General features: G+C 72.4%; 21 protein-coding genes. 16 read left to right on the top strand and 5 right to left on the bottom strand.

What is annotated here, in order from left to right; all coding sequences use genetic code 11:
* Positions 1 to 46: 46 nt before the first annotated feature.
* Positions 47 to 553, bottom strand: a complete 507-nt coding sequence (locus AB0C25_RS12925) for a winged helix-turn-helix domain-containing protein (protein WP_357372619.1) — start codon at positions 551 to 553, stop codon at positions 47 to 49.
* A gap of 251 nt (positions 554 to 804) precedes the next feature.
* On the opposite strand from AB0C25_RS12925, the gene AB0C25_RS12920 reads away from it, so the two are divergent.
* Genes AB0C25_RS12920 through AB0C25_RS12905 form a run of 4 tightly spaced genes read left to right on the top strand, consistent with a single transcriptional unit; the run spans position 805 to position 4,430 of the window.
* Positions 805 to 1,776, top strand: coding sequence for a phosphatase PAP2 family protein (locus AB0C25_RS12920; RefSeq protein WP_357372617.1), 972 nt, complete (start codon positions 805 to 807; stop codon positions 1,774 to 1,776).
* A 16-nt stretch (positions 1,777 to 1,792) separates the two neighbouring features.
* On the top strand, positions 1,793 to 2,488 hold the full coding sequence (locus AB0C25_RS12915; protein WP_357372615.1) for a response regulator transcription factor: 696 nt from the start codon (positions 1,793 to 1,795) through the stop codon (positions 2,486 to 2,488).
* A complete protein-coding gene (locus AB0C25_RS12910; protein WP_357372613.1) occupies positions 2,485 to 3,939 on the top strand; it encodes a HAMP domain-containing sensor histidine kinase in 1,455 nt (484 codons plus the stop codon). Before AB0C25_RS12915 ends, AB0C25_RS12910 begins: the two co-directional genes overlap by 4 nt.
* Entirely contained in the window at positions 3,936 to 4,430 is a 495-nt protein-coding gene (locus AB0C25_RS12905) for a hypothetical protein (protein WP_357372611.1), read from the top strand. Before AB0C25_RS12910 ends, AB0C25_RS12905 begins: the two co-directional genes overlap by 4 nt.
* On the opposite strand, the gene AB0C25_RS12900 is transcribed toward AB0C25_RS12905, so the two are convergent.
* From AB0C25_RS12900 to AB0C25_RS12890, 3 genes are read right to left on the bottom strand one after another with little or no spacing between them, the layout of a single operon-like run.
* The gene (locus tag AB0C25_RS12900; protein WP_357372609.1) at positions 4,423 to 5,472 is read right to left on the bottom strand and encodes a D-alanine--D-alanine ligase family protein; all 1,050 of its coding nucleotides are present in this window, start codon (positions 5,470 to 5,472) and stop codon (positions 4,423 to 4,425) included. The two genes, AB0C25_RS12905 and AB0C25_RS12900, sit on opposite strands and share 8 nt — an antisense overlap.
* Positions 5,469 to 6,611 (bottom strand): alanine racemase, encoded by a 1,143-nt coding sequence (gene alr, locus AB0C25_RS12895; protein WP_357372607.1) that lies wholly within the window; start codon positions 6,609 to 6,611, stop codon positions 5,469 to 5,471. Before alr ends, AB0C25_RS12900 begins: the two co-directional genes overlap by 4 nt.
* A complete protein-coding gene (locus tag AB0C25_RS12890; RefSeq protein ID WP_357372605.1) occupies positions 6,608 to 7,756 on the bottom strand; it encodes an acyltransferase in 1,149 nt (382 codons plus the stop codon). The genes alr and AB0C25_RS12890 overlap by 4 nt, the downstream gene beginning before the upstream one ends.
* Before the next feature lie 126 nt (positions 7,757 to 7,882).
* Here AB0C25_RS12890 and AB0C25_RS12885 point away from each other — a divergent pair, with 126 nt between their 5' ends.
* Positions 7,883 to 8,755, top strand: a complete 873-nt coding sequence (locus AB0C25_RS12885) for an LLM class F420-dependent oxidoreductase (protein WP_357372603.1) — start codon at positions 7,883 to 7,885, stop codon at positions 8,753 to 8,755.
* A 149-nt stretch (positions 8,756 to 8,904) separates the two neighbouring features.
* Positions 8,905 to 10,911 (top strand): serine/threonine protein kinase, encoded by a 2,007-nt coding sequence (locus AB0C25_RS12880; RefSeq protein WP_357372752.1) that lies wholly within the window; start codon positions 8,905 to 8,907, stop codon positions 10,909 to 10,911.
* Between the two features lie 69 nt (positions 10,912 to 10,980).
* Here AB0C25_RS12880 and AB0C25_RS12875 read toward each other — a convergent pair whose 3' ends face one another.
* Entirely contained in the window at positions 10,981 to 13,242 is a 2,262-nt protein-coding gene (locus tag AB0C25_RS12875; protein ID WP_357372601.1) for a catalase, read from the bottom strand.
* A gap of 184 nt (positions 13,243 to 13,426) precedes the next feature.
* On the opposite strand from AB0C25_RS12875, the gene AB0C25_RS12870 reads away from it, so the two are divergent.
* The 10 genes from AB0C25_RS12870 to AB0C25_RS12825 all read left to right on the top strand — a co-directional run bounded on the left by AB0C25_RS12870 (position 13,427) and on the right by AB0C25_RS12825 (position 24,948).
* Positions 13,427 to 14,317 (top strand): alpha/beta hydrolase, encoded by an 891-nt coding sequence (locus tag AB0C25_RS12870; protein ID WP_357372599.1) that lies wholly within the window; start codon positions 13,427 to 13,429, stop codon positions 14,315 to 14,317.
* A gap of 136 nt (positions 14,318 to 14,453) precedes the next feature.
* Positions 14,454 to 15,239 carry an ATP-binding cassette domain-containing protein gene (locus AB0C25_RS12865; protein WP_357372597.1) on the top strand — a complete coding sequence of 262 codons (786 nt, stop codon included), beginning with the start codon at positions 14,454 to 14,456 and terminating at the stop codon, positions 15,237 to 15,239.
* Positions 15,236 to 16,000, top strand: coding sequence for an ABC transporter ATP-binding protein (locus AB0C25_RS12860; RefSeq protein ID WP_357372595.1), 765 nt, complete (start codon positions 15,236 to 15,238; stop codon positions 15,998 to 16,000). Before AB0C25_RS12865 ends, AB0C25_RS12860 begins: the two co-directional genes overlap by 4 nt.
* Before the next feature lie 30 nt (positions 16,001 to 16,030).
* Complete coding sequence (locus AB0C25_RS12855; RefSeq protein ID WP_357372593.1) at positions 16,031 to 16,909, top strand: branched-chain amino acid ABC transporter permease; 879 nt, start codon at positions 16,031 to 16,033, stop codon at positions 16,907 to 16,909.
* On the top strand, positions 16,906 to 18,003 hold the full coding sequence (locus AB0C25_RS12850) for a branched-chain amino acid ABC transporter permease (RefSeq protein WP_357372591.1): 1,098 nt from the start codon (positions 16,906 to 16,908) through the stop codon (positions 18,001 to 18,003). The genes AB0C25_RS12855 and AB0C25_RS12850 overlap by 4 nt, the downstream gene beginning before the upstream one ends.
* A gap of 84 nt (positions 18,004 to 18,087) precedes the next feature.
* Positions 18,088 to 19,374: an ABC transporter substrate-binding protein gene (locus AB0C25_RS12845; protein ID WP_357372589.1), complete on the top strand. Its 1,287-nt coding sequence runs from the start codon at positions 18,088 to 18,090 to the stop codon at positions 19,372 to 19,374.
* Positions 19,375 to 19,808: 434 nt separating this feature from the next.
* Positions 19,809 to 20,420 (top strand): TetR/AcrR family transcriptional regulator, encoded by a 612-nt coding sequence (locus AB0C25_RS12840; protein WP_357372750.1) that lies wholly within the window; start codon positions 19,809 to 19,811, stop codon positions 20,418 to 20,420.
* A gap of 63 nt (positions 20,421 to 20,483) precedes the next feature.
* Positions 20,484 to 23,270: an AAA family ATPase gene (locus tag AB0C25_RS12835; protein ID WP_357372587.1), complete on the top strand. Its 2,787-nt coding sequence runs from the start codon at positions 20,484 to 20,486 to the stop codon at positions 23,268 to 23,270.
* A gap of 50 nt (positions 23,271 to 23,320) precedes the next feature.
* Positions 23,321 to 24,469, top strand: a complete 1,149-nt coding sequence (locus AB0C25_RS12830) for an acyl-CoA dehydrogenase family protein (RefSeq protein WP_357372585.1) — start codon at positions 23,321 to 23,323, stop codon at positions 24,467 to 24,469.
* A gap of 17 nt (positions 24,470 to 24,486) precedes the next feature.
* The gene (locus AB0C25_RS12825; RefSeq protein WP_357372583.1) at positions 24,487 to 24,948 is read left to right on the top strand and encodes a MaoC family dehydratase; all 462 of its coding nucleotides are present in this window, start codon (positions 24,487 to 24,489) and stop codon (positions 24,946 to 24,948) included.
* Positions 24,949 to 25,068 lie beyond the last annotated feature (120 nt).

Raw genomic sequence — 25,068 nt, 5'->3', positions numbered from 1 at the left:
GCCCGCCTGGTCTGCAGACCAGGCGGGCCGGACCGGGTCCGGCGGATCAGACCGGGACGAGCCGGAAGCCGACCCCGCGTACCGAGTGGATCGTCGCGGCGGCGTTCAGCCGGGCGAGCTTGCCGCGTACCCGGCGGACCACCGAGTGCATGTCGGAGCCGCGCCCGAGGTGCCGGTTGCCCCAGACCTCAAGGTGCAGGCGCTCGTAGGTCCAGATCTGCCCGGGCACGTGCACCAGGCAGAGCAGGACGTCGTGCTCCAGACGGGTCAGGTCGATCTCCTGGTCGCGCCACCGCAGCACCCGCCGGTCGGAGTCGACGGTCAGCTCCGGTGGCGGTGGCGGTGGGCTCGGCGCCCCCTCGGCGAGCACGCCCGTGACCGGGGGAGCCGGAAGGGGAGGCGTCTCGATCACCCCGAGGAACTCCCGCGCCTGGTCGACTGTCGAGACGATCAGGAAGGCGTCGCTCCCGCCGAGTAGTCGGGCCAGCTGTCGGCGTTCGGCCGGTGACGACGCGATGCCGATGACCAGGCTGGCGACTGGAATTTGCTGCATTCCCCCAACCCCTTCCGGTTCCCCAACTCACTCCGGATGGATTTTGCGCACCGTCGACGCACACATCGATCGGCGCCCTGACCCTAGTGGCGGCTGATCTCGGGCGGGTAAAACATCGTCGCATGTAAGCAGATGAATTTGACCACGTCACCGGGGCGCCAGCCGGGCCTTCGACGGTCCGACAGCGGTTGTGACAGAACCAAGACATTCCGCGTACGGCGTACGGACCTGCCCGGGCGAGCATGGTGGCCATGTCCATCGGATCGTCGTACCCCGTCGGGCGGTCGACGCCCGGCCCGCAGCCGGCGCGCCCGCTGCCACACGCCCGCGCGGTGGTGCCGCTGGGTCTCCGGCTGCTCGCGGCGTCGCTGTGCGGCCTGCTCGCCCTGACCCTCACGGCGGCCGTCTTCGTGCGCACGTACCCCGGTCAGTGGTGGGACGGCGCGCTCCTGCCGCGCGCCGAGCGGGGCGGCGGGTACGAGCAGCAGACCGTCCTGGTGGGTCCGGCCAAGGGCGTCCTGGCCGCCTTCGGCAGCCCGACACTCCTCGCCGCCCTGCTCGGCGCGGTGCTGGTGGTGGGTGCGCTCCGCCGACGGCTGGCGGCGGGCGTGGTCGGCGTGGGCCTGGTCGTGTGCGCGGTGGTGGTGGCCGGCGTGGTGAAGTCGGCGCTTCCCCGCCCGGATCTCCAGATCGAGAGTTCGACCACCCACAACAGTTTCCCCAGCGGCCACGTCGCGGCGGCGACGGCGCTGCTGCTGGCGTTCATGCTGGTCCTGCCCGGTTGGGCCCGGCGGTGGCTGGTGGTGCCGGGCGCGGCCGGTGTGGCGGTCATCGCCTCGGCCACGATGATCGCGGGCTGGCACCGGTTCAGTGACGCGCTCGGCGGCGTACTGCTGGGGGTGGCGTTGTTCTGCCTCGCCGCGGCGGCGCTGGTGGCCTGGGGCGGTGACCAGGGCGCGGACGGTCGACCGGAGGGCGGTGGCCGGTGGCGCGGCCTGGCTGCGGCGACGGCCGGCCTGGTCGCGCTGGTGTGGGCGCTGGTGGTGGTCGTGCCCGGGCTGGCCGCGGCGGTGCAGCGCGGGGCGCTCGTCGCCATCGTGGGGGTCGGCGCGGTGACGATGGTCCTGGTGGGTTCGGTGGTGTTCCTGGTGCGGACGGCCGACTTCGCGGGTCCGCCTCCCGCGCGGTCGCGGTCATCGACCGGATCTCAAAAGATCTCATGATGGGATACTTGACGACATGTCGCAGGTGCTGCTGATCGAAGACCACCAGACGGTGCGCGACGGGCTGCAGTTGGCGCTCACCCGACAGGGCCACACCGTGCACGCCGTCGGGACCGGTGAGCAGGGACTGGACCGGCTGCGTACGACCTCGTCCGACGTGGTGGTCCTCGACCTCATGCTGCCCGGGATGGACGGGTTCGAGGTGTGTCGCCGGATTCGGCAGCTCGGTGACCTGCCGATCATCATGCTCACCGCCCGCAACGACGACATGGACGTGGTGGCGGGCCTGGAGGCCGGCGCGGACGACTACGTGGTCAAGCCCGTGCAGGCCCGGGTGCTCGAGGCGCGCATCCGCGCGGTGCTCCGACGCACCGGTGGCGAGTCGCGGCGTCCCGCCGGCGAGCGCGCCGCTGTGGAACAGTACGGCCCGCTGACCATCGACCGGGCCGCGCTCGTGGTCAGCAAGGACGGGACGCCGGTCGGCCTGGCGCCGACCGAGCTGCGCCTGCTGCTCGAACTCTCGCACACCCCGGGCCAGGTGCTCAGCCGTCAGCAACTGCTGGAGGCCGTGTGGGAGCACGGGTATCTCGGGGACTCGCGACTCGTGGACGCGTGCGTCCAGCGGCTGCGCGCCAAGATCGAGATCGACTCGTCGGCGCCGGTCTTCATCCAGACCGTGCGTGGCTTCGGCTACCGTTTCGGGCCGCTGTGACCCGCTGGGCCAGTGCCCGGGTCCTGGGCCTGCGGGTCCGGCTGCTGCTGACCTTCGCGCTGCTGGGCGTGACCACGACGGCGGCCGTGGCCAGTGGCAGCTACGTCCAGGCCCGGACGGTCATCCTGCAACAGGCGCAGGACGCCGCCGTGATGTCGTTGACCGACCAACTCACCAAGGTGTACCCGATCGTCCAGCTCCCACCGACCCAGGCCGACCTCGACCTGCTGGCCCAGCGGCTCTCCGACCGGCAGGGCTTCGCGGTGGTCGTCTACCGGGACATGCGGTCGTCGGGCGGTGCGGAGATCGCCGACCCGCTCACCCCCGAGCTGCGCCGGGAGGTCGGCGACGGGCGGATCGCCTGGCAGCGGATCGCGCGCGACGGACAACCCTGGCTGCTCATCGGCACCCAGCTGACGCTCGAGGTGTCCGACGGCACGTCCCGGCCGTCCGGGCTGGAGGTCTACTCGGTGCGCAACCTCGTGCCCGAGCAGCAGAGCATCGACCGGCTCGCCACCCGGGCGTGGCAGACCGGCGGGCTGTCCCTGATCCTCGCCGTCCTGCTGGCCCTGCTCGCCGCCCGGGGTGTGCTGCGACCCGTCCGCGACCTGGGCCGGGCGGCACGCCGCCTCGGCGAGGGCGACCTGAGCACCCGGCTGACCGTCCGGGGCGCCGACGAACTGGCCGATGTGGCGCGGACCTTCAACGACACCGCCGGCACGCTGGAACGGCAGGTCGGGGAGCTACGGCGGATGGAGTCCGACGCCCGCCGCTTCGTGGCCGACGTCTCGCACGAACTGCGTACGCCACTGGCGGCGATGACGGCGGTCACCGACGTGCTCGACGAGGAGGCGGAGCACCTGCCCGGCGACGCTGGCCGGGCCGCGCGGCTGGTCAGCCGGGAGACGCAGAACCTCACCCAGCTGGTCAACGACCTCATCGAGGTCAGTAGGTTCGACTCCGGCACCGCACGGCTCGCCCTGGACGACGTGGACGTGGCCGCGGCGGTGACCGCGACCCTTCGGATCCGGGGTTGGCTCGACCGGGTACGCGCCGAACTGCCACCCGGAGTGGTGGCCCGGCTGGATCCCCGCCGGCTCGACGTCATCGTCGCCAACCTGGTCGGCAACGCCTTCCGGCACGGCGCCGAGCCGGTGTCGGTACGCCTGCGCGCGGACGCGGACTGGGTGACCATCGAGGTCGCCGACCAGGGGCCGGGGTTGGACCCGGCGGTCCTGCCGCAGGTGTTCGACCGCTTCTACAAGGCCGACACCGCCCGGACCCGCTCCGAGGGCAGCGGCCTCGGCCTCGCCATCTCCTGGGAGAACGCCCGCCTGCACCACCACGGCGACCGGCGGGGAAGCCTCGTCGCGGGCAACGCCCCCGGTGGCGGAGCGGTGTTCACCCTCCGCCTGCCCCGCGACCCGGCGGACGCCGGAGGTGCCCGGTGACCAGGCGCGCGCTGCTCGCCGGTGGCGTCCTGCTCACGCTGCTCGCCACCGGCGGCTGCGGGGTACGGCCCAGTGAGGTCATCACCGGCCGGCCCGCGGTCAGCGGACCCTCCCGGGGCGTCGGGCTCTACCTGCTCGCGGAGGGTGAACTCGTGCTGGTCCTCCGCCCGGCGTCGGCGGACGCCTCGCCCGCCAACGCGCTCGCCCTGCTCGCGGCCGGTCCGGACGAGAACGAACGCAAGCAGGGCCTCACCAGCGAGGTGCCGGCCGGGCTCGACCCGGTCACGCTGACGTCCGGGGCCAACCGGTCCGACGACCTCACGGTACGGACGACTGCCGCGGCGCGGTCGCTGTCGTCGAGGGCGGCCGACCAGATCATCTGTACGGTGGCCGACGCCGCGGCCCAGTCTGGCCTGGCGGAGAATTCCACAGCGGTCACCATCGTCGGGTCCGACGGCGCCCGGCCACCCCGGCCGTGCCCGCTCAGCTGACCGCGTGCCGACCGCCGCTGCGCGCCAGGTCGACGGGTCGCGCATGCCGGGGCAGCCCGGATTGGTGACCCCGGTCCTCATCGACGAGCGCGCCGGCGATCAGGATGTCGATAAGCGCGGCGAACCCGAGACCGGCCTGCGCCCAGATCTGCGGGAACTGCGACGCGGCGGTGAAACCGGGGAACGTGTTGACCTCGTTCACGATGGGCTCGGGTGACCCCTCGGCGGGCAGGAAGAAGTCGACCCGGAGCAGGCCACGGCAGTCCAGGGCGCGGAAGGCGCGGATCGCCCGGTCCTGGAGCACCTCGGTGGTCTCCGCGTCGAGCGGGGCGGGGATCTGGAACGCCGCCCCGCCGTCGTACTTCGCGTCGTAGTCGAAGAAGCCGGGACCGGTCACCCGGATCTCCAGCGGCGGGCCGGCCTGCACCCGCCCGTCCGGGTGCTGGAGGACCGCCACGTCGATCTCCCGCCCGCGCGCCCCCTGCTCGACAAGCACCTTCGGGTCGACCGCACGGGCCTGCTCCAGCGCGGCGGGCACACCGGCCCACTCGTCCACCTTCACCACGCCGAGGCTGGAACCGGCCCGGGCCGGCTTGACGAAGACCGGCAGGTCCAGCCGTTGCCGGTCGGTGGGCGACAACTCCTCGCCGGGACGCAGGGTCACCCCCGGGCTGACCCGCAGGCCCTCCGCCGCGAGGAGTCGCTTGGTGACCCCCTTGTCCATGCCGGCGGCGCTGGCGAAGACACCGTTTCCGACGTACGGCACGCCGAGCCACTCCAGCAGCGACGCCACCGTGCCGTCCTCGCCGTACGGGCCGTGCAGGGCCGGGAACACCACATCCTGGGTACGCAGCACCCGCAGCGCCTGGGGCAGTGTCGTCGGGCGACCGCCGACGTGCCACCCGCCGGCACGGTCGATGAGCACCTCGGTGACCTCGTACCGCTCCCGGTCCAGGTTGGCGAGGATGCTCTCCGCCGAGCGGCAGGACACCTCGTGCTCGCCGCTCTGCCCGCCGTACAGCACTGCCAGTCGGGTCGTCATGAATTCCGTGCCCTTTCGTGGAGATGGTCACGGGCCACCCGCGGCCCGATCCCGGTCAAGATCTCGTGCGGGTTGGTGTCGGCCCAGCGGGCCCACTCGACGACAGTCGGTGGGGCCTGGTCACCCTCGGCGGGGCCGAAGACCACGACCGGGTCGCCGATCGCCACCGGAAGGTCCCCGGCGTCTACCACGCACTGGTCCATGGCGACGCGCCCGACGATGGGGCAGCGTCGGCCGCCGAGCCACACCTCCGCGCGACCGCCGGTGGCGCGGGGCAACCCGTCGGCGTAGCCGAGCGGCAGCAGCGCCAGCGTGGTCGGCGCGGCGGTGACGTGGTCGGGACCGTAGGAGACGCTCGTGCCGGCGGACACCCGCTTGACGTTGACCACACTCGTGCGCAACGTCATCGCCGCCGTCAGCCCGAACTCGCCCGGACCGCTCGCCCCGAACGGGTCCACGCCGTACAGCGCGATCCCGATCCGGCAGAGGTCGTAGCGTGTCCGCGGTGCGGACAGCGCGGCCGCCGAGTTGGCCAGATGGACCAGGTCCGGGTCGAGGCCGGCGGCGCGGGTCACCCGCAACGCCTCCTCGAAGGTCGCCACCTGCCGATTCAGCTCGGGAGCGCCCGGCAGGTCCGCGTCGACGAGGTGGGACCACACCCCGCGCACCCGGACCGCGCCCTCCCGCTCGTACTTGCGGGCCCAACCCACCAACTCCGGCCAGTCGTCCCCGGCGGCCCCGTTGCGGGACAGACCGGTGTCCGCCTTGAGCTGCACCATCGCCGGTACGCCGAGCAGGTGGACCGCGTCGACGACGGCGTGCAGGTGCGTCGTGGTGGACACCCCGATGTCGACGCCCGCCGTGATCAACGACCCGAAGTCGTCGTTGGGCCGGTGCAGCCAGCTCAGCGTGGGGGCGGTCACACCCGCCGTACGCAGGGCCAGCGCCTCGGCCGCCGAGGTCACCCCGAGCCAGCGGGCGCCGGCGCGCAGCGCGGCACGGGCCACCTGCACCGCGCCGTGGCCGAACCCGTCCGCCTTCACCACGGCCATCAGGTCGGTGCCGGTGAGCGACGTGATGGCGCGCACGTTGTCGGCGACCGCCCCGAGGTCGACCACCGCCTCGGCCAGGGCGCTCATCCGGTCGCCTCCACCCGGCGGGGGCCGGGGAGCGCGAACAGCCAACGTGCGCGCACCGCCAACAGCCCGCGGTGGACGGCCAGGCTCAGAACGATCACCAGCCCGCTCAGCAGAATCGGATAACCGAGCACGATCAGGCCCTGGGCGGACCGGTCCAGCCCGGAAACCGGTACGAGCAGCAGCCGGTGCAGCAGGGCCAGGACCGGCATGTGAATGACGTAGATCGGCAGTGTGATGCGGCCGAGCCTAGCCAGCGGACTGCTGAGCGCCGACCACCGGGCCAGCCGGGCAGCGGCGGTTATGCCGAAGATCACTGCCAGCACGGACACCGCCGTCCATACGCCGAACCACTGCTGGGCGCCGGCCGCCGCCATCGCGGCGAGCGCGAGCGCGTAGGCGCCCGAGGTCAGCACGAGGCGGCGTCCGCTGGCGGTGTCCGCCCACCGCTCGATCTGCGGTCGCAGGGACAGTCCGGCGAGGAAGAAGACCAGGTTCTGGTAGAGGCCGGCCCGGTTGCCCGGGGTGTCGAGCAGGCCGGCGGCGGCGATCGCGGACAGCGCCGCGGCGGGTACGAGGACCAGCGCCCGGGGCACCCGGCGGGTGGCCTTGGCGAGGGTGAAGTACAGCGCCAGCGCGTACAGGTACCAGAGGTTGGATGGCGTGATGGTGAGCTGCTCCAACAGGCCGAGGACGGAGGTGGCGCGGTCGGTCGGCAGTTGTGGGGCGGCGGCGAGGACCGCGGTGTGGATCAGCAGCCACACGACGTACAGGTAGAGGAACCCGCCGATCCGGCTGCGGGCGACGACCCGCCACGGCCGCTGCGCGGCGTTCGCCGCGAAGACGCCCGAGATCGTGAAGAACAGCGGCATCCGTAGCGGCAGGAACTGCTCACCGAGCGTTCCCCACAGGCCCGGCACCGGTACGCCGACGTGCCAGTCGATCTGCAGGTAGTCCTTCACCACGACGTGCCACAGCACGACGAGGATGATGCAGACGCCCTTCGCCGCGTCGGCCCACTGCGCCCGGTGTGTCTGCCGGCCGGTGGAGACGGTCCCGGTCCAGTATCGGTGGCGAAACCGGACGCGCGTCGCCCCCGGCTGCGTTTCGGCGGGCTGGGACTCGGTGGGAGACAACTGTTGGATCACTCAGCAGAAGCTGCCAGCCGGATATCCGCGCGTGGTCCACGAATTGTCATGAACCGGTAATGGACGCGACCAGCCCACGAGACAGGTCGCGAGACGTCCCCTAGGCTCGGTGCGGAGGTGCCGAACATGAAGCTCGGGCTGCACTACTGGAACTACTCGACCCCGGCCGACCCGGCCGCGATCGCGCCCACCCTGGCGCAGGCGGCCACCACCGCCGAGCAGGCCGGCGTCGCGTCGTTCACGGTGATGGACCACTTCTTCCAGATGGACGCGGTGTTCGCCGCCGAGGAGCCGATGCTGGAGGCGTACACCACGCTGGGCTTCGTCGCGGCGAAGACCCAGCGGATGACGTTGGGCGTGCTGGTCACCGGTGTGATGTACCGGTACCCGGGGTTGCTGGCCAAGACCGTGACGACCCTCGACGTGCTCTCCGGCGGCCGGGCCCGCCTCGGCATCGGCGCCTCCTGGTACGAGCGGGAGCAGCTCGGGCTGGGCGTGCCGGTGGTCCCGGTGGCCGAGCGGTTCGAGCGGCTGGAGGAGACGCTGCGCATCTGCCTGCAGATGTGGAGTGCCGACGACGGCCCGTTCGACGGACGCCACTACCAGCTCGCCGAGACCATCAACTCGCCGCAGCCGCTGCGCCGCCCGCACCCGCCCATCATGATCGGTGGCGGGGGCGAGAAGAAGACGCTGCTGCTGGTGGCGCGCTATGCCGACGCCTGCAACCTGTTCGGCCGTGCGGGCGCCGACGACGTGGCGCGCAAGCTGGACGTGCTGCGCGGGCACTGCGCCGCCGAGGGTCGCGACTACGACACCATCGAGAAGACGGTGGTCGCCTCCCGGTCGCCGCTGGACGACACCGACGCGTTCCTCGCCGAGGTGTCCGACTACGCCGCGCTCGGTGTGCGCGAGGTGCAGGTGACCCCCGATCGGCACCCGGTCGAGTTCGCCGAGCGGCTCGGCGACGAGGTGGTGTCCCGACTGGCGGACATCGGCTGACTCCGCCGCGGCGGCGGTCGCGGGAAACGGAGTCACCGTGTACAAAGGACCGATTCCCGGCGGTAAAGAGACGGATCACGTAAGCGGCCGTTCCGACTGCCCGAAAATTGTTCGCACGGTGTGCCAGGTAGCCTCTCCGCGTGTCGCAGATGTTGCCGCTTCTTGTTACCGATCGGTATGACGTCGTGGAGCTCCTCGGCCAGGGTGGAATGGGCCGAGTGTGGAAAGCCCGCGACCGAATGCTGCAGCGGGACGTCGCCATCAAGGAAATCGTTCCACCGCCCGGGCTGACCAATGAGGCGCGTCAGGAATTGCGGATCCGGTCGCTTCGGGAGGCTCGGGCGATCGCGCAGCTCGACCACGTCAACGTCGTCCGGGTCTTCGACGTGCTGGTGGGCGCCGACGGTGATCCGCAGATCGTGATGGAGTACGTGCCGTCCCGGTCACTGCACGACGCCATCACCACCGACGGTCCGATCCCACCGGTGCGGGCGGCCGCCATCGGGCTGGCCGTGCTCGGCGCGCTCCGCGCCGCCCACCGCGCCGGCATCGTGCACCGCGACGTCAAACCCGCGAACATCCTCGTCGGCGCGGACGGTCGGATCGTGCTCACCGACTTCGGCCTGGCCACCGCCGTCGAGGACGTGAACCTGACGCTCAGCGGTGTGGTGCTCGGCTCGCCCGCGTACGTCTCTCCGGAGCGGGCCATGCGCGGCACCGTCGACCCCGAGGGGGACTTCTGGTCACTCGGCGCGACCCTGTACGCGGCGGTCGAGGGTCAGTCGCCGTACGCCCGGCCGTCCAGTCTGATGAGCCTCACCGCCCTGGTCACCGAACCACCACCCACCGCGCGGAACGCGGGACCGCTCGCCCCGGTGTTGGCCGGCCTGCTGCGCAAGGACCCGGCCGAACGGATGGACGCCGACACCGCCGAGCGGCTGCTGCGCGCGGCCCTCGACGGCACCGCGCTGCCCACGGCGGGAACGCGTCCACCGGGGACCCCCGCCCTGGCGGTGGTGGCCGGCGACGTACCCCCGACGGGGCCTGCCTCCCGGTTGGACGGTGACGGCCCCGCGCCGGGCCGCCGCCGGCGGACCTGGCTGCTCGGTGGGGTCGCGGTCGCGCTGGCGCTCGGCCTGGGGATCGGCATTCCGCTGGCCACCCGACCCGCGCCGCGTCCGAGCGGCGGCGCCGCCGAGCTGGTGGGTGCGGCCGCGCCGGGTACGACGCCGACGCCCGGCGGCCCACCGAGCGTTGCCGCTGCCGGGCCGATCGCCTGGTCGGTCTACCGGGACGGCAGTGGCTTCGTGGTGCCGGCGCCGCGTGACTGGCAGGTCGTCCGGCGGGGTCAGCGGGTCGAGTTCCACGAGCCGGACGGCGAACGGATGCTCGTGGTCAGCCAGACCGACACGCCACGCGCCGACCCGCTGGCCGAGTTGGACGGCTCGGCCGTCAGCGAGCGGTATCGCGACTATCGCCAGGTCGAGCTGCTCGCCGTCAACTACCAGGTCAGGGCCGCGGACCTGGAGTGGCTCTACACCGGCGACGGTGGCACGGCGATGCACGCCCGTCAGCGGACCTTCCGGACGGCGGAGCGTCAGGGCTACAGCCTCGCCTGGTTCACGCCCGAGACCGCCTGGGGTGTCGACGCGTTCCGGAAGGTCACCTCGGGGTTCCGGCCGGCGTCGGCAGCCCTCGGCACCCCACCGACCGGCACACCTCCGACCAGCGGATCACCGAGGCCGAGCACGTCACCGGCCCGGTCGGGCTACCGGTTCGTCGGGACGGCCAGTAAGCGCTGCCTGGACATCGCGACGCCGCAGTCGCCCGATCCGGTCCGGCTCCGACTCCGGGACTGCCGCGACGACCGCGCCGCCAACCAGCTCTGGACCACGGGACCGGACGGCAGCGTGCGGCTCGGTGGGCGGTGCCTGGACGTGCTCGGCGCCTCCAGCGACGCCGGTGCGGCAATCCAGCTCACCACCTGTAACACGACACCGGCGCAGCAGTTCACCCTCGACGCGGACCGCCACCTGGTCAACGCGCACAGCCGACTGTGCCTGGGCGCGGTCGACCAGAGCACCGCGGACGGCGCGCTCATCGAACAGCGCGACTGCGGCGCCGGAACGAACGACCTGCGCTGGACCCGGAGCTGACGGCTGCCCCGGGACAGCCCGAGGGGCTGACCTCCCCGTGCGGGGGAGGGCAGCCCCTCGGTGTGCGGGTCAGGCGACCGTGGCGGGGAACCTCTCCCACACCCGGTGCGCGGCCATCAACTGCTGCACGACTGCCAACGCCTCGGCACCGGAATCCGCCGTCACGACGCCGGGCGTTCCGGCCACCCCAGCCTGCTCCAGCACGGTGACGCCGGCACCCCAGGCGCCGACGGCCTTGGCGTGCCGCCAGCTCTCCTCGACGAGCAGCAGCACGCGCGGATCGACGGCGGCCGGCCCCGGCTTGCCCGCCTTGGCGTCGCGGGCCGGGACGGCATCCGGCGCGGGCGCCGGCGCTCCGGCCAGCAGGACCGCGTCGAACTCGACGGACCGGCCGGTGGCGAAGGTGCGCTGCACCGGCAGGTCGCCCACCATGCCACCGTGCGGGGCGATCAGCAGCGGCACCATGCCGGCCGCGAACACGGCCCGCCGGACCTCGTCGACGTCGTCAAGGTCGCCGTCGGGGTCGACGACGATGCCGACGGTACGACCGTCACTCGGCCATTCCCGGCCGACCTGCGACAGCGCCGGGCTGGGCGTGACGTCGGGCAGCGGCACGGTCGGTTGCGGGGCGGGCAGGCCCAGCCCCGTGGCGACCTGCTCGCAGAGCACCGGGTCGATGTTGGCGAGGCACTGGAGCTGGCGCTCCTTGATCGCCTGGTGGTAGCACTTGCCCAGCTCGAAGGTGTACGCCCGGATGATGTGCTCCTTCTCGACCGGCGACATGCTCGACCAGAAGAGGCGTACCTGGCTGTAGTGGTCGTCGAACGAGGCCGGGTTGGCGCGTACCTTCGGCGCCTGCGCCACCGTGACCGGCACGTCGACGAACGCGTGCTCGGCGTCCCCGGCGGGGAACGGGTTGCCGCCGTCGAGCGAGTTCGGCCGGTACGGGGCGACGCCCGCGTGCACGGCGTGCTGGTGGAAGCCGTCGCGCAGCATGTCGTTGACGGCGGCGTGCGGGCGGTTGATCGGGATCTGGGTGAAGTTGGGACCGCCCAGCCGGGTGAGCTGCGTGTCGACGTACGAGAAGAGCCGGCCCTGCAACAGCGGGTCGTTCGTCACGTCGATGCCCGGCGGCAGGTGGCCCAGGTGGAAGGCGACCTGCTCGGTCTCGGCGAAGAAGTTCGTCGGCGTCCGGTTGAGCACCAGCCGCCCGATGGGCTGCACCTCGGCCAGTTCCTCCGGCACGATCTTCGTCGGGTCCAGCAGGTCGATGCCGGCGAAGGTCTCCTCCGGGGTGTCCGGGAAGACCTGGATGCCCAACTCCCACTCGGGGTAGGCGCCGGCCTCGATCGCGTCGTAGAGGTCGCGCCGGTGGAAGTCCGGGTCCATGCCGCCGAGCAGTTGCGCCTCCTCCCAGGTCAGGGAGTGCACACCGAGCTTGGGCTTCCAGTGGAACTTGGCCAGCACCGTCTCCCCGGCCTCGTTGACGAGGCGGAAGGTGTGCACACCGAAGCCCTCCATCGTCCGGTACGACCGCGGGATGCCCCGGTCGGACATGTTCCAGATGGTGTGGTGCTGGGCCTCGGTGTGCAGCGAGACGAAGTCCCAGAAGGTGTCGTGGGCGCTCTGCGCCTGCGGGATCTCCCGGTCCGGGTGCGGCTTGCCGGCGTGGATGATGTCCGGGAACTTGATCGCGTCCTGGATGAAGAACACCGGCATGTTGTTGCCGACCAGGTCGAAGGTGCCCTCGTCGGTGTAGAACTTCGTGGCGAAGCCGCGGGTGTCGCGGACCGTGTCGGCCGAACCGCGCGAGCCGAGCACGGTGGAGAACCGCACGAAGACGTCGGTCTCGCGCCCCTTCTTGAGGAAGCCGGCCCTGGTGACCGCCTCGGCGGTGCCGTACGCGGTGAACACGCCGTGCGCACCGGCGCCCCGGGCGTGCACCACGCGCTCCGGGATGCGCTCGTGATCGAAGTGCGTGATCTTCTCGCGTAGGTGGTGGTCCTGCAGGAGCACCGGGCCGCGTGGGCCGGCCTTGAGCGAGTGGTCCGTGTCCCGCAGCCGCGCCCCGTTCGCGGTCGTGAGGTAGGCGCCCTGCTGACCGTTCGCGGTCGTCGGTGCGCCGGTCTCCGCGCCGGTCGGCGTACGCGTCTGCGGTGCCCCCTGTTCCGCCTTCGGCGGCAACGGGTCGTGCGGCGTCGTCGGCTCCTCGACGCTTGGTGGCGCGCTACCCGGTGCGCCGGGGACATCCGGGGTCAGGGCGTCGGCGATCTTTCCGGAGGCCGTCTTCACGGCGTTCTTGACCGCCTCGGCGGGCTTGCTCGTTTCCACTTGACGAACCCCTCCATGGAGCGTGTGTGGGCAGGCGAGAGCCCTGCTACCCCTGGTCAGAGGGTCGAAACACGACCGATCCCGGCAACCTGCGTCGGAACTGGTGATTTCGCCGATGCGCGGACCGGTGGACCGGCCAAAACTGACGTACGTCGATATCCCTCGACCCTAGGGAGTGCCCGACGTGTCCTCACCAACCACCACCCGTCCCCGTTCCGTCGTAACCCGACTCGCGGTGGCCGCCGTCCTGGTCGCCGGCGGCGTCCTCGCCGGCCCGACCGGCGCCGCGCAGGCCGCCGGCCCGTACGAGCGCGGCCCGGCCCCGACCACCTCGATCCTGGAGGCCAGTCGCGGCCCGTTCGCCACGGCGTCGCAGAGCGTGTCGTCGCTGAGCGTCACCGGCTTCGGCGGCGGCGTCATCTACTACCCGACCAGCACCAGCGAGGGCACCTTCGGGGCCATCGCCATCTCGCCCGGTTACACCGCCGCCTGGTCCAGCATCAGCTGGCTCGGACCGCGGATCGCCTCGCACGGCTTCGTGGTGATCGGCATCGAGACCAACAGCCGGTTGGATCAGCCGGCCAGCCGGGGCCGCCAGTTGCTCGCCGCGCTCGACTACCTCACCGAGCGCAGCTCGGTCCGCACCCGGATCGACAGCAGTCGGCTCGCGGTGGCGGGGCACTCGATGGGTGGCGGGGGCTCCCTGGAAGCGGCCTCGTCGCGGCCGTCGTTGCAGGCCGCCGTGCCGCTCGCGCCGTGGAACACGGACAAGAGCTGGTCCGAGCTACGGGTGCCCACGCTGATCATCGGTGGCGAGAGCGACTCCGTGGCGCCGGTCGCGTCGCACTCGGTGCCGTTCTACAACAGCATCCCGGCCTCGGCCGAGAAGGCGTACCTGGAGCTGAACGGGGCGAGCCACTTCTTCCCGCAGACGACGAACACGCCCACCGCCCGGCAGATGGTGGCCTGGTTGAAGCGGTTCGTCGACGACGACACCCGCTACGAGCAGTTCCTCTGCCCCGGGCCGAGCGGATCGCAGATCGAGGAGTATCGCAACACCTGTCCCAGTTCCTGAGCGTGGTCGCGGGGCGGTCGCCGGTGGCGGCCGCCCTTTCGGCGTGCACGCAGGGCCATTGAAGGTCTTGACGCGATACCCGAGAAACGTACACTGCGAGTGTAAATAAACACCCGCCACGACAGAGGGATGGGTGATGGAGCGCGGCCTCGAACTGCACCACATCGGCGTCCGTTTCGGCGGCCTCACCGCCCTCGACGACGTCTCCCTGCGGGTGCCGCCCAACCGGGTGGTGGGCGTGATCGGGCCCAACGGCGCCGGCAAGACCACGCTGTTCAACGTGATCTGCGGGTTCGTCGCGCCGGAGACCGGCTCGCTCACCCTCGACGGCCGACCGCTGCGGCCACGGCCGCACCGGCTGACCCGGCTCGGCATCGCCCGGACCCTGCAGGGGACCGGCCTCTTCGCCGGTCTGACCGTGCTGGAGAACGTGATGACCGGCGCCTCCCACACCGCCCGTGCGGGCTTCGTCCCGGCCCTGCTCGGGCTGCCGGCCAGCGACCGCGACGAGCGCCGGCTCCGTCAGCACGCCCTGGCCATCCTCGACGACCTGGGGATCGCCGGGCACGCCGAGGCCGCGCCCACCACACTGCCCTTCGCCGTACGACAGCGGGTCGCCCTGGCCCGCGCGCTCGCCGCCCGGCCCCGGCTGCTGCTGCTCGACGAGCCCGCCGGTGGCCTCGGCGCCGACGACATCGCCGAGCTGGCCGAGCTGGTCCGGCACCTGCCCCGGCGCGACGACGACAGCTGTGCGGTGCTGCTGGTCGAGCACCACATGGACCTGGTGATGGCCGTCTGCGACGAGCTCGTGGTGCTCGACTTCGGCCGGGTCATCGCCGCCGGCACCCCGGACGAGATCCGCGACGATCCGGCGGTCACCGACGCCTACCTCGGCGCCACCGTCGAGGAGGTCTCCCCATGACCGCGAGGAGTGAGCCGGATGTGCGAGCCCCGAGCGCGGGCGGCACCCCCGATCTGCTCGTCGTGCGGGGGTTGGTGGCCGGTTACGGCGCCGCGCCCGTGTTGCGGGCCATCGACCTCACCGTCCCGGCCGGCACCATCGCCGCGGTCGTCGGCGCCAACGGCGCCGGCAAGACCACCCTGCTGCGCGCCCTCTCCGGCATGATCCGCCCGGCCGCCGGCCAGGTGCTCCTCGCCGGGGAGGACCTGCGCGGCACGCCAGTGGAGCAGCTCGTCCGACGCGGCATGGCGCACGTGCCGGAGGGGCGGGGCGTGATCAGTGAGCTGACCGTCGACGAGAACCTGCGGCTCGGCGGGTTGTGGCGGCGCGACCGGGCCGACGCGGCGCGTGCCCTCGACGAGGTCTACGAACTCTTCGAGCCGCTGGCCCGACGCCGCCGGCACCTCGGCCACCAGCTCTCCGGCGGGGAGCGGCAGATGCTCGCCCTCGGCCGGGCACTTGTCGGCCGACCCCGCCTGCTGCTGCTCGACGAGCCGTCGCTCGGCCTGGCGCCACGGGTGGTCGCCCGGACCATGGCCCTGCTGCGCCAGCTGCGCGACCGTACCGGCCTGACCGTCCTGCTGGTCGAGCAGAACGTGCGCAGCGCGCTCGCCGTCGCCGACCAGGGCGTCGTGATGTCCCTCGGTCAGGTGGTGATCGCCGCCCCGGCGGCGAAGCTGCGTGACGACGTCGACCTGCGCCACGCGTACCTCGGATTCTGACCACCACCTCGTCCCCCGGAGGGAGGACTGTTGGACCGCTTCGTCTTCCTCACCATCGACGGCCTGTCCCGGGGCGCGGTGTACGCCGCGTTCGCGCTGGCCCTGGTGCTCATCTGGCGGGCGGCGCGGGTCGTCAACTTCGCCCAGGGGGCGATGGCCGTCGCCGCCGCGTACGTCGCCTACACCGTCAGCGCCGCGACCGGCTCCTACTGGCTGGGCTTCGTGGTCGCGATTGTCGCCGGCCTGCTGCTCGGTGCCCTTGTGGACCGTGTCGTGATGCGGCACGTCGACCACACCTCGCCGCTCAACCCCGTGATCGTCGCGCTCGGCCTGGTGCTGTTGATCCAGGCCGTGCTGGGCATGGTGTACGGCAACGAGTTCCGTCCCGCCGAGGCGCCGTTCAGTCGGTCCGCTCTCACCGTCGGCGGGGTGGCCGTGCTGTCACCGTACGACCTGTTCGTCTTCGCCACGATCGCGGTGGCGGTCAGCGGCCTGGCCTGGATGTTCGCCCGTACCCCGGTCGGGTTGCGGATGCGTGCGGCGGCCTTCGCCCCCGAGGTGTCCCGGCTGCTCGGGGTCAACGTCGGTGGGATGTTGACCCTCGGCTGGGCGCTCGCCTCCGGGGTGGGCGCGCTGGCCGCCATGCTGGTCCTGCCGACCGAGCTGGGTCTGCACCCGCACGCGATGGACCTGGTGTTCGTCTCGGCGTTCACCGCGGCGGTGGTCGGTGGGCTGGACAGCCCACCGGGGGCGGTGGTCGGCGGCCTGGTGGTGGGTCTGCTGCTCTCCTACGTGAGCGGTTACGCCGGGAGCGACGTGACGCCGCTCGCGGTGCTGGTCCTGCTGTTGGCGGTGCTGCTGGTCCGGCCCGGTGGGCTGTTCGCCCCGGTCGCGGCGAGGCGGGTGTGAGCGCCACGAGGGCGGCAGTGCCGCCGAAGCAGCAGACCGCCGAGGCGGACCGACCCGTCGACCGGCGACGCGGCTCGACGCTGCTGCGCCATCTCGCGATCGTGCTCGTCGTTGGGCTGCTGCTGGTCGGGGTCAGCTACGCCGTCGAGCCGTTCCGCAACTTCCAGCTCGCCACCGTGGCCGCCTACCTCTGCGCGACCGCGGGGCTGACCGTCCTCACCGGACTCAACGGTCAACTGTCGCTCGGGCACGGCGCGTTGATGGCCACCGGGGCGTACACCGTGGCGCTGTGCCAGAACGCGTTCGCCGACCGGGGGATGACCGGCGGCTGGCTGCTGCCGCTCTCGCTGGGCGCGGCGATCGTCAGCACGGTCGCGGTCGGCGCGGTGGTCGGTGTGGCGGCGGCCCGACTGCGCGGCCCCTACCTGGCCGGGGTCACCCTCGCGGTGGCCGTGGTGGTGCCGGCGCTGGCGGTCACCTTCGACGGCGTCTTCAACGGCGAGCAGGGGCTGTCGGTGCCGGTGGAGCCGCCGCCGATGTCGCTCGGCCCGTACTTCCCCTACGAGCGGTGGCAGCTCTGGCTCACCGGCGCGGCGACCCTGCTGGCGCTGCTGCTGCTGGCCAACCTGATCCGCAGCCGGTACGGGCGCACCTTCCGGGCGGTTCGGGACGACGAGGTGGCGGCCCGACTGGCCGGCATCCACGTGGCCCGCACCCAGGTTCTCGCGTTCGTGGTCAGCGCCGCCACCGCCGGGCTCGGCGGGGCACTGCTGGCGGTACTCGCGCAGAGCGTCTCGCCCGGGGCGTTCTCGCTGACCCTGTCGCTGTTCCTGCTGATGGCCGTGGTGATCGGTGGTCTCGGCCGGCTCACCGGCGCACTGTGGGGGGCCGTCCTGCTGGTCGCCCTGCCCGACCTCACCCACTCCGCGACCGAGTTGCTCACGCTCTCGCCCGCGGTGGCACAGCGGCTGGAGGGAAACCTGCCGCTGGCGATCTTCGGCCTCACCCTGATCGTCGTCATGATCGCGGCACCCGGTGGCGTACAGGGACTGCTGTCCCGTCTTGGTCGGCGTCTGCGGACCCGGCGTTCCTGAGCTGCTCCGTGCCCGGCCCCGGCCGGGCGTTCCACCACCCACACCGTTCCCCACAAACCGGACCGAGAAAGGTCGGTGTTCTCCATGCACCGTTTGGCACAACGTGGTCTCGCGATCGCCAGCACCATCGCCCTGTTGGCCGCCGCCGCTGGTTGCAGCGGTGACGACGGCTCCGGTCCCGGCGGGGCATCGGTGCCGGGCGTCACCGACACCGAGGTCGTCGTCGGCACCCACATGCCGCTCACCGGGCCGGCCTCGGCCGGCTACTCGAAGATCGCCCCGGCGACGAAGGCGTACTTCGACTACGTCAACGCCAACGGCGGCGTGCACGGTCGGAAGATCACCTACAAGATCATGGACGACGGCTACAACCCGGCGAACACCCAGCAGGTGGTACGCCAGCTCGTCCTGCAGGACAAGGTCTTCGCCGTCCTCAACGGTCTCGGCACGCCGACGCACACCGGGGTGCTCGACTTCCTGAAGAGCAACCGGGTGCCGGACCTCTTCGTCGCCTCCGGCAGCCGCAGCTGGGACCAGCCGGACAAGTATCCGGGCACGTTCGGGTTCAACCCGGACTACACGGTCGAGGGCAAGATCCTCGCCAACTACGCCAAGGCGAACCTGGCCGGTCAGAAGGTCTGCTTCCTCGGCCAGGACGACGACTTCGGTCGCGACAGCCTGGCCGGCGTGGAGAAGGTGCTCGGCGCCGGTGCCGTGGCGGTCAAGCAGACCTACGTCACCAGCAACACCAACGTGGCGCCGCAGATCGGCGCGTTCAAGGCGGCCGGGTGCAAGGTCATCGTGCTCGCCACCGTGCCCGGCTTCACCGCGCTCTCCGTCGGCACCGCCGCCCGGCTGGGCTTCAAGGCGCAGTGGCTGGTCTCCAACGTCGGCGCCGACTACCCGACCCTGGCCAAGCAGCTCGGCGCCGCCGCCCCGATCCTGGAGGGCATGGTGGGCACCAACTACCTGCCGATGCAGAACGACACCGCGAACCCGTGGATCCAGCTCTTCACGAAGATCAACAAGGAGCACAACGGGGACGCGCCGTTCGACGGCAACACCGTCTACGGCATGTCGGTCGGTTATCTCTTCGTGCAGACGTTGCTCGCCGCCGGCAAGGATCTCACCCGGGAAAAGGTGCTGGAGGCCGTGCAGAAGGGCGGCTTCCAGGGTCCCGGACTGGTGCCGCTGCGCTTCTCCGCGAAGGACCACTCCGGGTACGGCGGTCAGCGGCTGAGCCGGGTGACCGGGGGAGTGCAGAGCTACTTCGGTCCGGCGTACGAGACCGACGAGGCGGACGGGCCGGTCAACGAGTACACCGCCACCCCGGCCGCGCCACCGGCGAACGGGGTGCCGACCGTCTCCTGAGGACCCATCTCGGCCTCCCTGCTCGGCGATCTCGTACTTACCGCCGGCGGTGACCGTCGGTCGCCTCGGTCGGGGCGGGCGCGGTTTCGAGCGGTATACCTCAGAGGTATGAATATGACTCTGAGGTATACCGCTCAACAGCACCTGAGATGCCGGGCCAGCCCGAGTGGCCGTGCCCGTTCCCCCGGCGATGTCGTCGAGACGTTGACCGACACCGATTACCGCTCCTAATATCTGCACTGTGAATGCATATTTTGTTCGGCTTGCGAGCCGTGTCGCCATCGTCACCGGCGTCGGTCGGGGGACCGGCGGTGGCGTCGCGCTCACCGGTCGCGTCGGATGAGCGCGGCGGTCGGTCCGGGGCCGCTGATCACCGCCTGTCTAGACTCGTCGGTGCGTCAGGAGGCGCGGTGGCGGTGAAGGGGCGGGGGCGGATGGACGGGGTCGAGGTCGCGAGCCGGGTCGACGGGCGTACCGCTCGGGCCGAGCGCACCCGCGCGGCCATCGTCGAGGCTCACCTCGCGCTCATCGGCGAGGGGGACCTGCGCCCGACCGGGGAACGCATCGCTGATCGGGCCGGCATCTCGCTGCGGACGCTCTGGACCAACTTCAAGGACATGGAGACGCTCTTCGAGGCCAGCGGCGCGGAGGTGCTCCGGCAGCAGGACGCCGCCCATCGGCCGATCTCTCCCGGGCTGCCGTTGGCGAAGCGAGTCGACGCGTACTGCCGGCAGCGGGCCCGGTTGCTCCAGCTCATCGCGCCGTCGGCGCGGGCCGCCCAGATGCGCGAGCCGGTCTCCGAGCAGCTGCACCGCAACCGCCTCAAGCACATCGAACGGGTCTGCGACGAGGTCGCCGAGCTCTTCGCCGTCGAGCTGGCCGCGGCCGGGCCGGGGCGGGAGCAGTTGCTGAACGCACTGGTGGCGGCGAGCACGTGGCAGGCCTGGTCGATGCTGCGCTACGGGCTCGGGCTGGGCGTGGACTCGGCCCGCGCCGTGATGGCCCGGACGGTGGGCGCGCTGCTGGCCGAGGTCACGGCCGACTGATTCCGGCTCGGGCCGATATCGGCTCCTCTTTCCATTTGGTTACCGATGAGTGACACTTCATGCATGGTTACTGCATCGAGAGTGCAACTAACCGTGCTGCGCGGCCGGGACGACGAATGCCGCGCCGTCCGGTGCCTGCTCGACGGCGTGACCAACGGTGGCGGTGCCCTGCTGCTGCACGGTGAACCGGGCTCAGGCCGCACCGCGCTGCTCGGCCACGCCCATCGCCACGCCGAGGGCGTCACCGTGCTCGCCGCGAGCGGACTGGCCGAGGAGGCCGCGCTGCCGTACGCGGGTCTGCAACGACTCCTCGACCCGGTGCTGCACCACGCCGCAGCCCTGCCAACGCCGCAGCGCGACCTGCTCCGGCGGGCACTGGGCGGGGACGGTTGCCCAGCCCATCGCCGGCTGGCCCTGTCGATGGCCGTGCTCGGAATCCTCGCCGACGGGGCACGGGACCGCCCGCTGCTCGTCACCATGGACGACGTGGATCGGGGCGACCCGCTGACCGGGCAGGTACTGGCCGTCGTGGCCCGCCGGCTGCGGCACCTACCGATCGTCGTCCTGCTCACCGCGGACGTCGGGGTCACGATCGACGGGATACCGGCGCACCGCCTCCGGCCGCTCGACACGCGCAGCAGCGTCGCCGTCCTCGCCGACCGGCTACCCGAGCGGCCCGCCGCGTCGGTGGTGAGCGCCTTGGCCGCGATCGGCGGCGGCAACCCGCAGGCCCTGGTGGACCTCGCCGAGGTGCTCAGCCCGGCCCAGTGGCGGGGCGAGGAGCCGCTGCCCGCCGCGCCGCCGGAGGACGGTGCGCTGGGCCGCGCGTACCGGGCACGGCTGGACCGGTTGCCGCCGGACACCCGGCGGATGCTGCTGCTCGCCGCGCTCGACCAGGACGGCGCGCCGGGCACGCTGATCCGGGCAGCCGGCGCCGCCGGCACCGAGGTCGAGGCGCTCGCCCCGGCGGAGGTCGCCGGCCTGGTCCGCGTCGAGCCGCAGGGCGTCACCTTCCCCCAACCGTTGGTTCGCACGATGATCGTGGCCAGCGCGCCCCTCGCCGAGCGCCGCGCCGCACACCGGCTGTTGGCCGGGGTGCTGAGCGACGACGGGCAGCGGCTGCGCCGGGCCATGCACCTGGCCGCCGCCACGGCAGGCGCCGATCCGGTCCTGGCCGCGGAGTTGGAGGAGGCGGCCTCGGGCGGCGCCGGTGGCTGGGCCGTCGCCTCGGAGGCGCTGCGCTGGGCCGCCGACCTCAGCGACCATCCGTTCCAGACGGCCGTCCGGCTGCTGGGCGCCGCCCAGTACGCCTGGGTCGGCGGGCAACCCGAGGTGGCCCGGTTGCTGCTCGACCGCCTGCGTGGGGTCTCCACGGACCCGGCCCTGCGGGGCCGCGCCGACCTGCTGCGTGGTGAGTTGGAGCTGCGGTGCGGCGCGGCGTCGGATGCCTCGGCCCGACTGCTGGACGCGGCCGGAGCGGTCGCCGACACCGACCGGTTCCTGGCGATGTCCGGGCTGGTACGAGCCGGCGAGGCCGTCTGCTTCGCCGGCGACCAGTACCGGTACGCCGAGGTCGGTCGGCGGGCGCTGGCCCTCCGGCGGTCGGCCGACCCGCCGGCGATGGAGCTGATGGGCAGCCTGGTCACCGGGGTGGCGGCGACCCTGCGCGGCGACCACGAGCGGGCCGGCCCCACGCTGCGCCGCGCCGTCGTGCTGGGTGCCCGGTTGAACGGCTCGGCGATGACCCCCACCGCGCTCACCTGTGCGGCGGCGGCCGGCCTGGTGGTCGCCGTGGACGGCGCGGCGCACCGGCTCGCCGAGCGTGCGGTCGCGCTGGCCCGCGATCGGGGCGAGTTGTCCATGCTGTCCCGGGCGCTGGAGCTGCGGGCGATCGCCGAGTACTGGCAGGGCCGGCACGAGGCGGCGGCGGAGACTTCCCGCGACGGGCTGCGGGTCGCTCGCGCCACGGGTCAGGTCAACTGCGCCAACGTCCACCTGGGCATGCTCGCGGTGCTCGCCGCGATCCGGGCCGACCGCGACACCAGCCTGCGGCAGATCCGTGAGATCGGCGAGTCGCCGACGCCGGGCAGCCGTCCGCACGCGCTCGCCGGGTGGGCGCTGGCGGTGCTCGACCTCATCGACGGACGGCACGCCGAGGCCGCGGACCGGCTGGCGTCGCTGGCTCGGCTCGGTACCGGTCGAGGTCAGGTCCTGGTGCAGGTGATGGCGACGCCGTACCTGGTGGAGGCGGCGGCGCACCTGGCACACCGACCGGCGGCCGCGGCCGCGCTCACCGTGTTCGACAGATGGGCCAGCAGCACGGCGAGCCCGCTGCGCCGGGCCCTGTCCGCCCGGTGCCACGCGCTGCTCGCCCCCCGGGGCAGCGCCGAGGCGGAACGCAATTTCCAGGCGGCGCTGCGGCTGCACCCGACCGAGGCCGGCACGTTCGAGCTGGCCCGCACCGAGCTGCTCTTCGGCCAGGAGCTGCGGCGCAGTCGACGCCCACGTGACGCGCGTACGCACCTGCACCAGGCCCGGGAGACGTTCAGTCTGCTCGGGGTGGCGTGTTGGGCGGAGCGGGCCACTTCGGAGCTGCGGGCCGCCGGGGAGTCGGTCGGTCCGCCGGACCTGCCGGCGGCGCGGCTGCTGACCGGCCAGCAACTGCGGATCGCGGAGCTGGTCGCGGAGGGTGCCACCAACCGCGAGATCGCGGCCCAGATGTTCCTCTCGATCCGCACGATCGACCATCACCTGCGCAACGTGTTCCACCGTCTCGGCATCCGCTCGCGGACCGAGTTGGCCCGCGCGTTCGCGGGCGAGCGGCACGCCGGGCTGGCCTCCGACCGGTGACCCGGGGTCCGCTCTGGACGGCATAAACTATCACCGCTAGTTTAATGGCCATGGACCTCACCCTCTCCGCCGAGCAGGCCGCGGTCCGCCAGCTGGCCGCCGAGTTCGCCGACCGTGAGCTGGTGCCGCACGCCGCCGTCTGGGACCGGCGCGAGTCGGTCGACCCCGCCATCGTCGGCATGCTCGGCGACCTGGGCTTCCTGGGGCTGACCATCGCCGAGTCCGACGGCGGTTCCGGCGGCGACCACCTCGCGTACTGCCTGGTCCTGGAGGAACTGGGCCGGGGCGACTCGGCGGTGCGCGGCATCGTCTCGGTCTCCCTCGGCCTGGTCGCGAAGTCGATCGCCGGCCACGGCACGGCCGAGCAGCGGGCCGAGTGGCTGCCCCGACTCTGCGCCGGCACCGCGCTCGGCTGTTTCGCGCTGACCGAGCCGGACAGCGGCTCGGACGCCGCCGCGCTGCGCACCCGCGCGGTCCGCGACGGCACCGACTGGCTGCTCACCGGCACGAAGACGTTCATCACCAACGGCACCACCGCCGACGTCGCGCTGGTCTTCGCCCGCACCGGCGGCCCCGGGCACCGTGGCATCAGCGCGTTCCTGGTGCCCACCGACAGCCCGGGGCTGACCCGCCGGGAGATCCACGGCAAGCTGGGCCTGCGCGGCCAGGCCACCGGGGAGTTGAGCTTCGACGGGGTACGCGTGCCCGACGCCGCCCGCCTCGGCGACGAGGGCGCCGGGTTTCGGCTGGCCCTCGCGACCCTCGCCAAGGGCCGGATGTCGGTGGCCGCCGGGTGCGTCGGCATCGCCCAGGGCTGCCTCGACGCGGCGGTCGGCTACGCCGGGCAGCGCACCCAGTTCGGCAAGCCCATCGCAGGGCACCAGCTCGTCCAACAACTGCTCACCGCCATCGCCGTGGACACCGCCGCCGCCCGGCTGCTGGTGTGGCAGGTGGCCGACCTGATCGACCGGGACCAGCCGTTCGCCACCGAGGCGTCGATGGCCAAGCTCTTCGCCAGCGAGGCCGCCGTCCGCGCGGCCAACAACGCGGTCCAGGTCTTCGGCGGGTACGGCTACATCGACGAATACCCGGTCGGCAAGTACCTGCGTGACGCCCGGGTCGCCACCCTCTACGAGGGCACCAGCCAGATCCAGCAACTCCTCATCGGACGCGCGCTCACCGGCGTCAACGCCTTCTAGTCTCCGGGAGACCTGACATGCGAGTCTTCAGCTCGGTCGAGGAACTGGCCACCGCGGTCGGCGAGACCCTCGGACCCGGTCCGTGGGAGCGGATCGAACAGAGCCGGGTCGACCTCTTCGCCGACGCCACCGACGACCACCAGTGGATCCACCTCGACCCGGTCCGGGCCGCGTCGGGGCCGTTCGGCGGGACCGTCGCCCACGGGTACCTGACGCTGTCGCTGCTGCCGGCGCTGGCCGGCCGGCTCTACCGGGTGGAGGGGGTGGCGATGGGGGTCAACTACGGGCTGAACCGGGTCCGCTTCCCCGCCCCGGTGCGGGTCGGCGCCGCCGTCCGGGCCGCTGTCACGTTCGCCGAGGTGTCCCCGGTGACCGGCGGCGTGCAGGTGGTCGCGACGGTCACCGTGGAGAGCGACAGCGGCGGCAAGCCCGTCTGCGTGGCCGAGACCGTCAGCCGGCTCTACCACGCGACGAGTTGATGATGCGCTGACCTTCCGCTTGGGGCCGCACGCCAGGTCGATGTGCTGTTGAGCGGTATACCTCAGGGTCATATTCATGACTCTGAGGTATACCGCTCACTACCGCACCCACCCCACCTG

This window comes from Micromonospora sp. NPDC048839 (genome assembly GCF_040649915.1).
GTDB lineage: Bacteria > Actinomycetota > Actinomycetes > Mycobacteriales > Micromonosporaceae > Micromonospora.
Note: the sequence above shows the minus strand (reverse complement) of the source record. Positions and strands in the feature narration are given on the sequence as shown.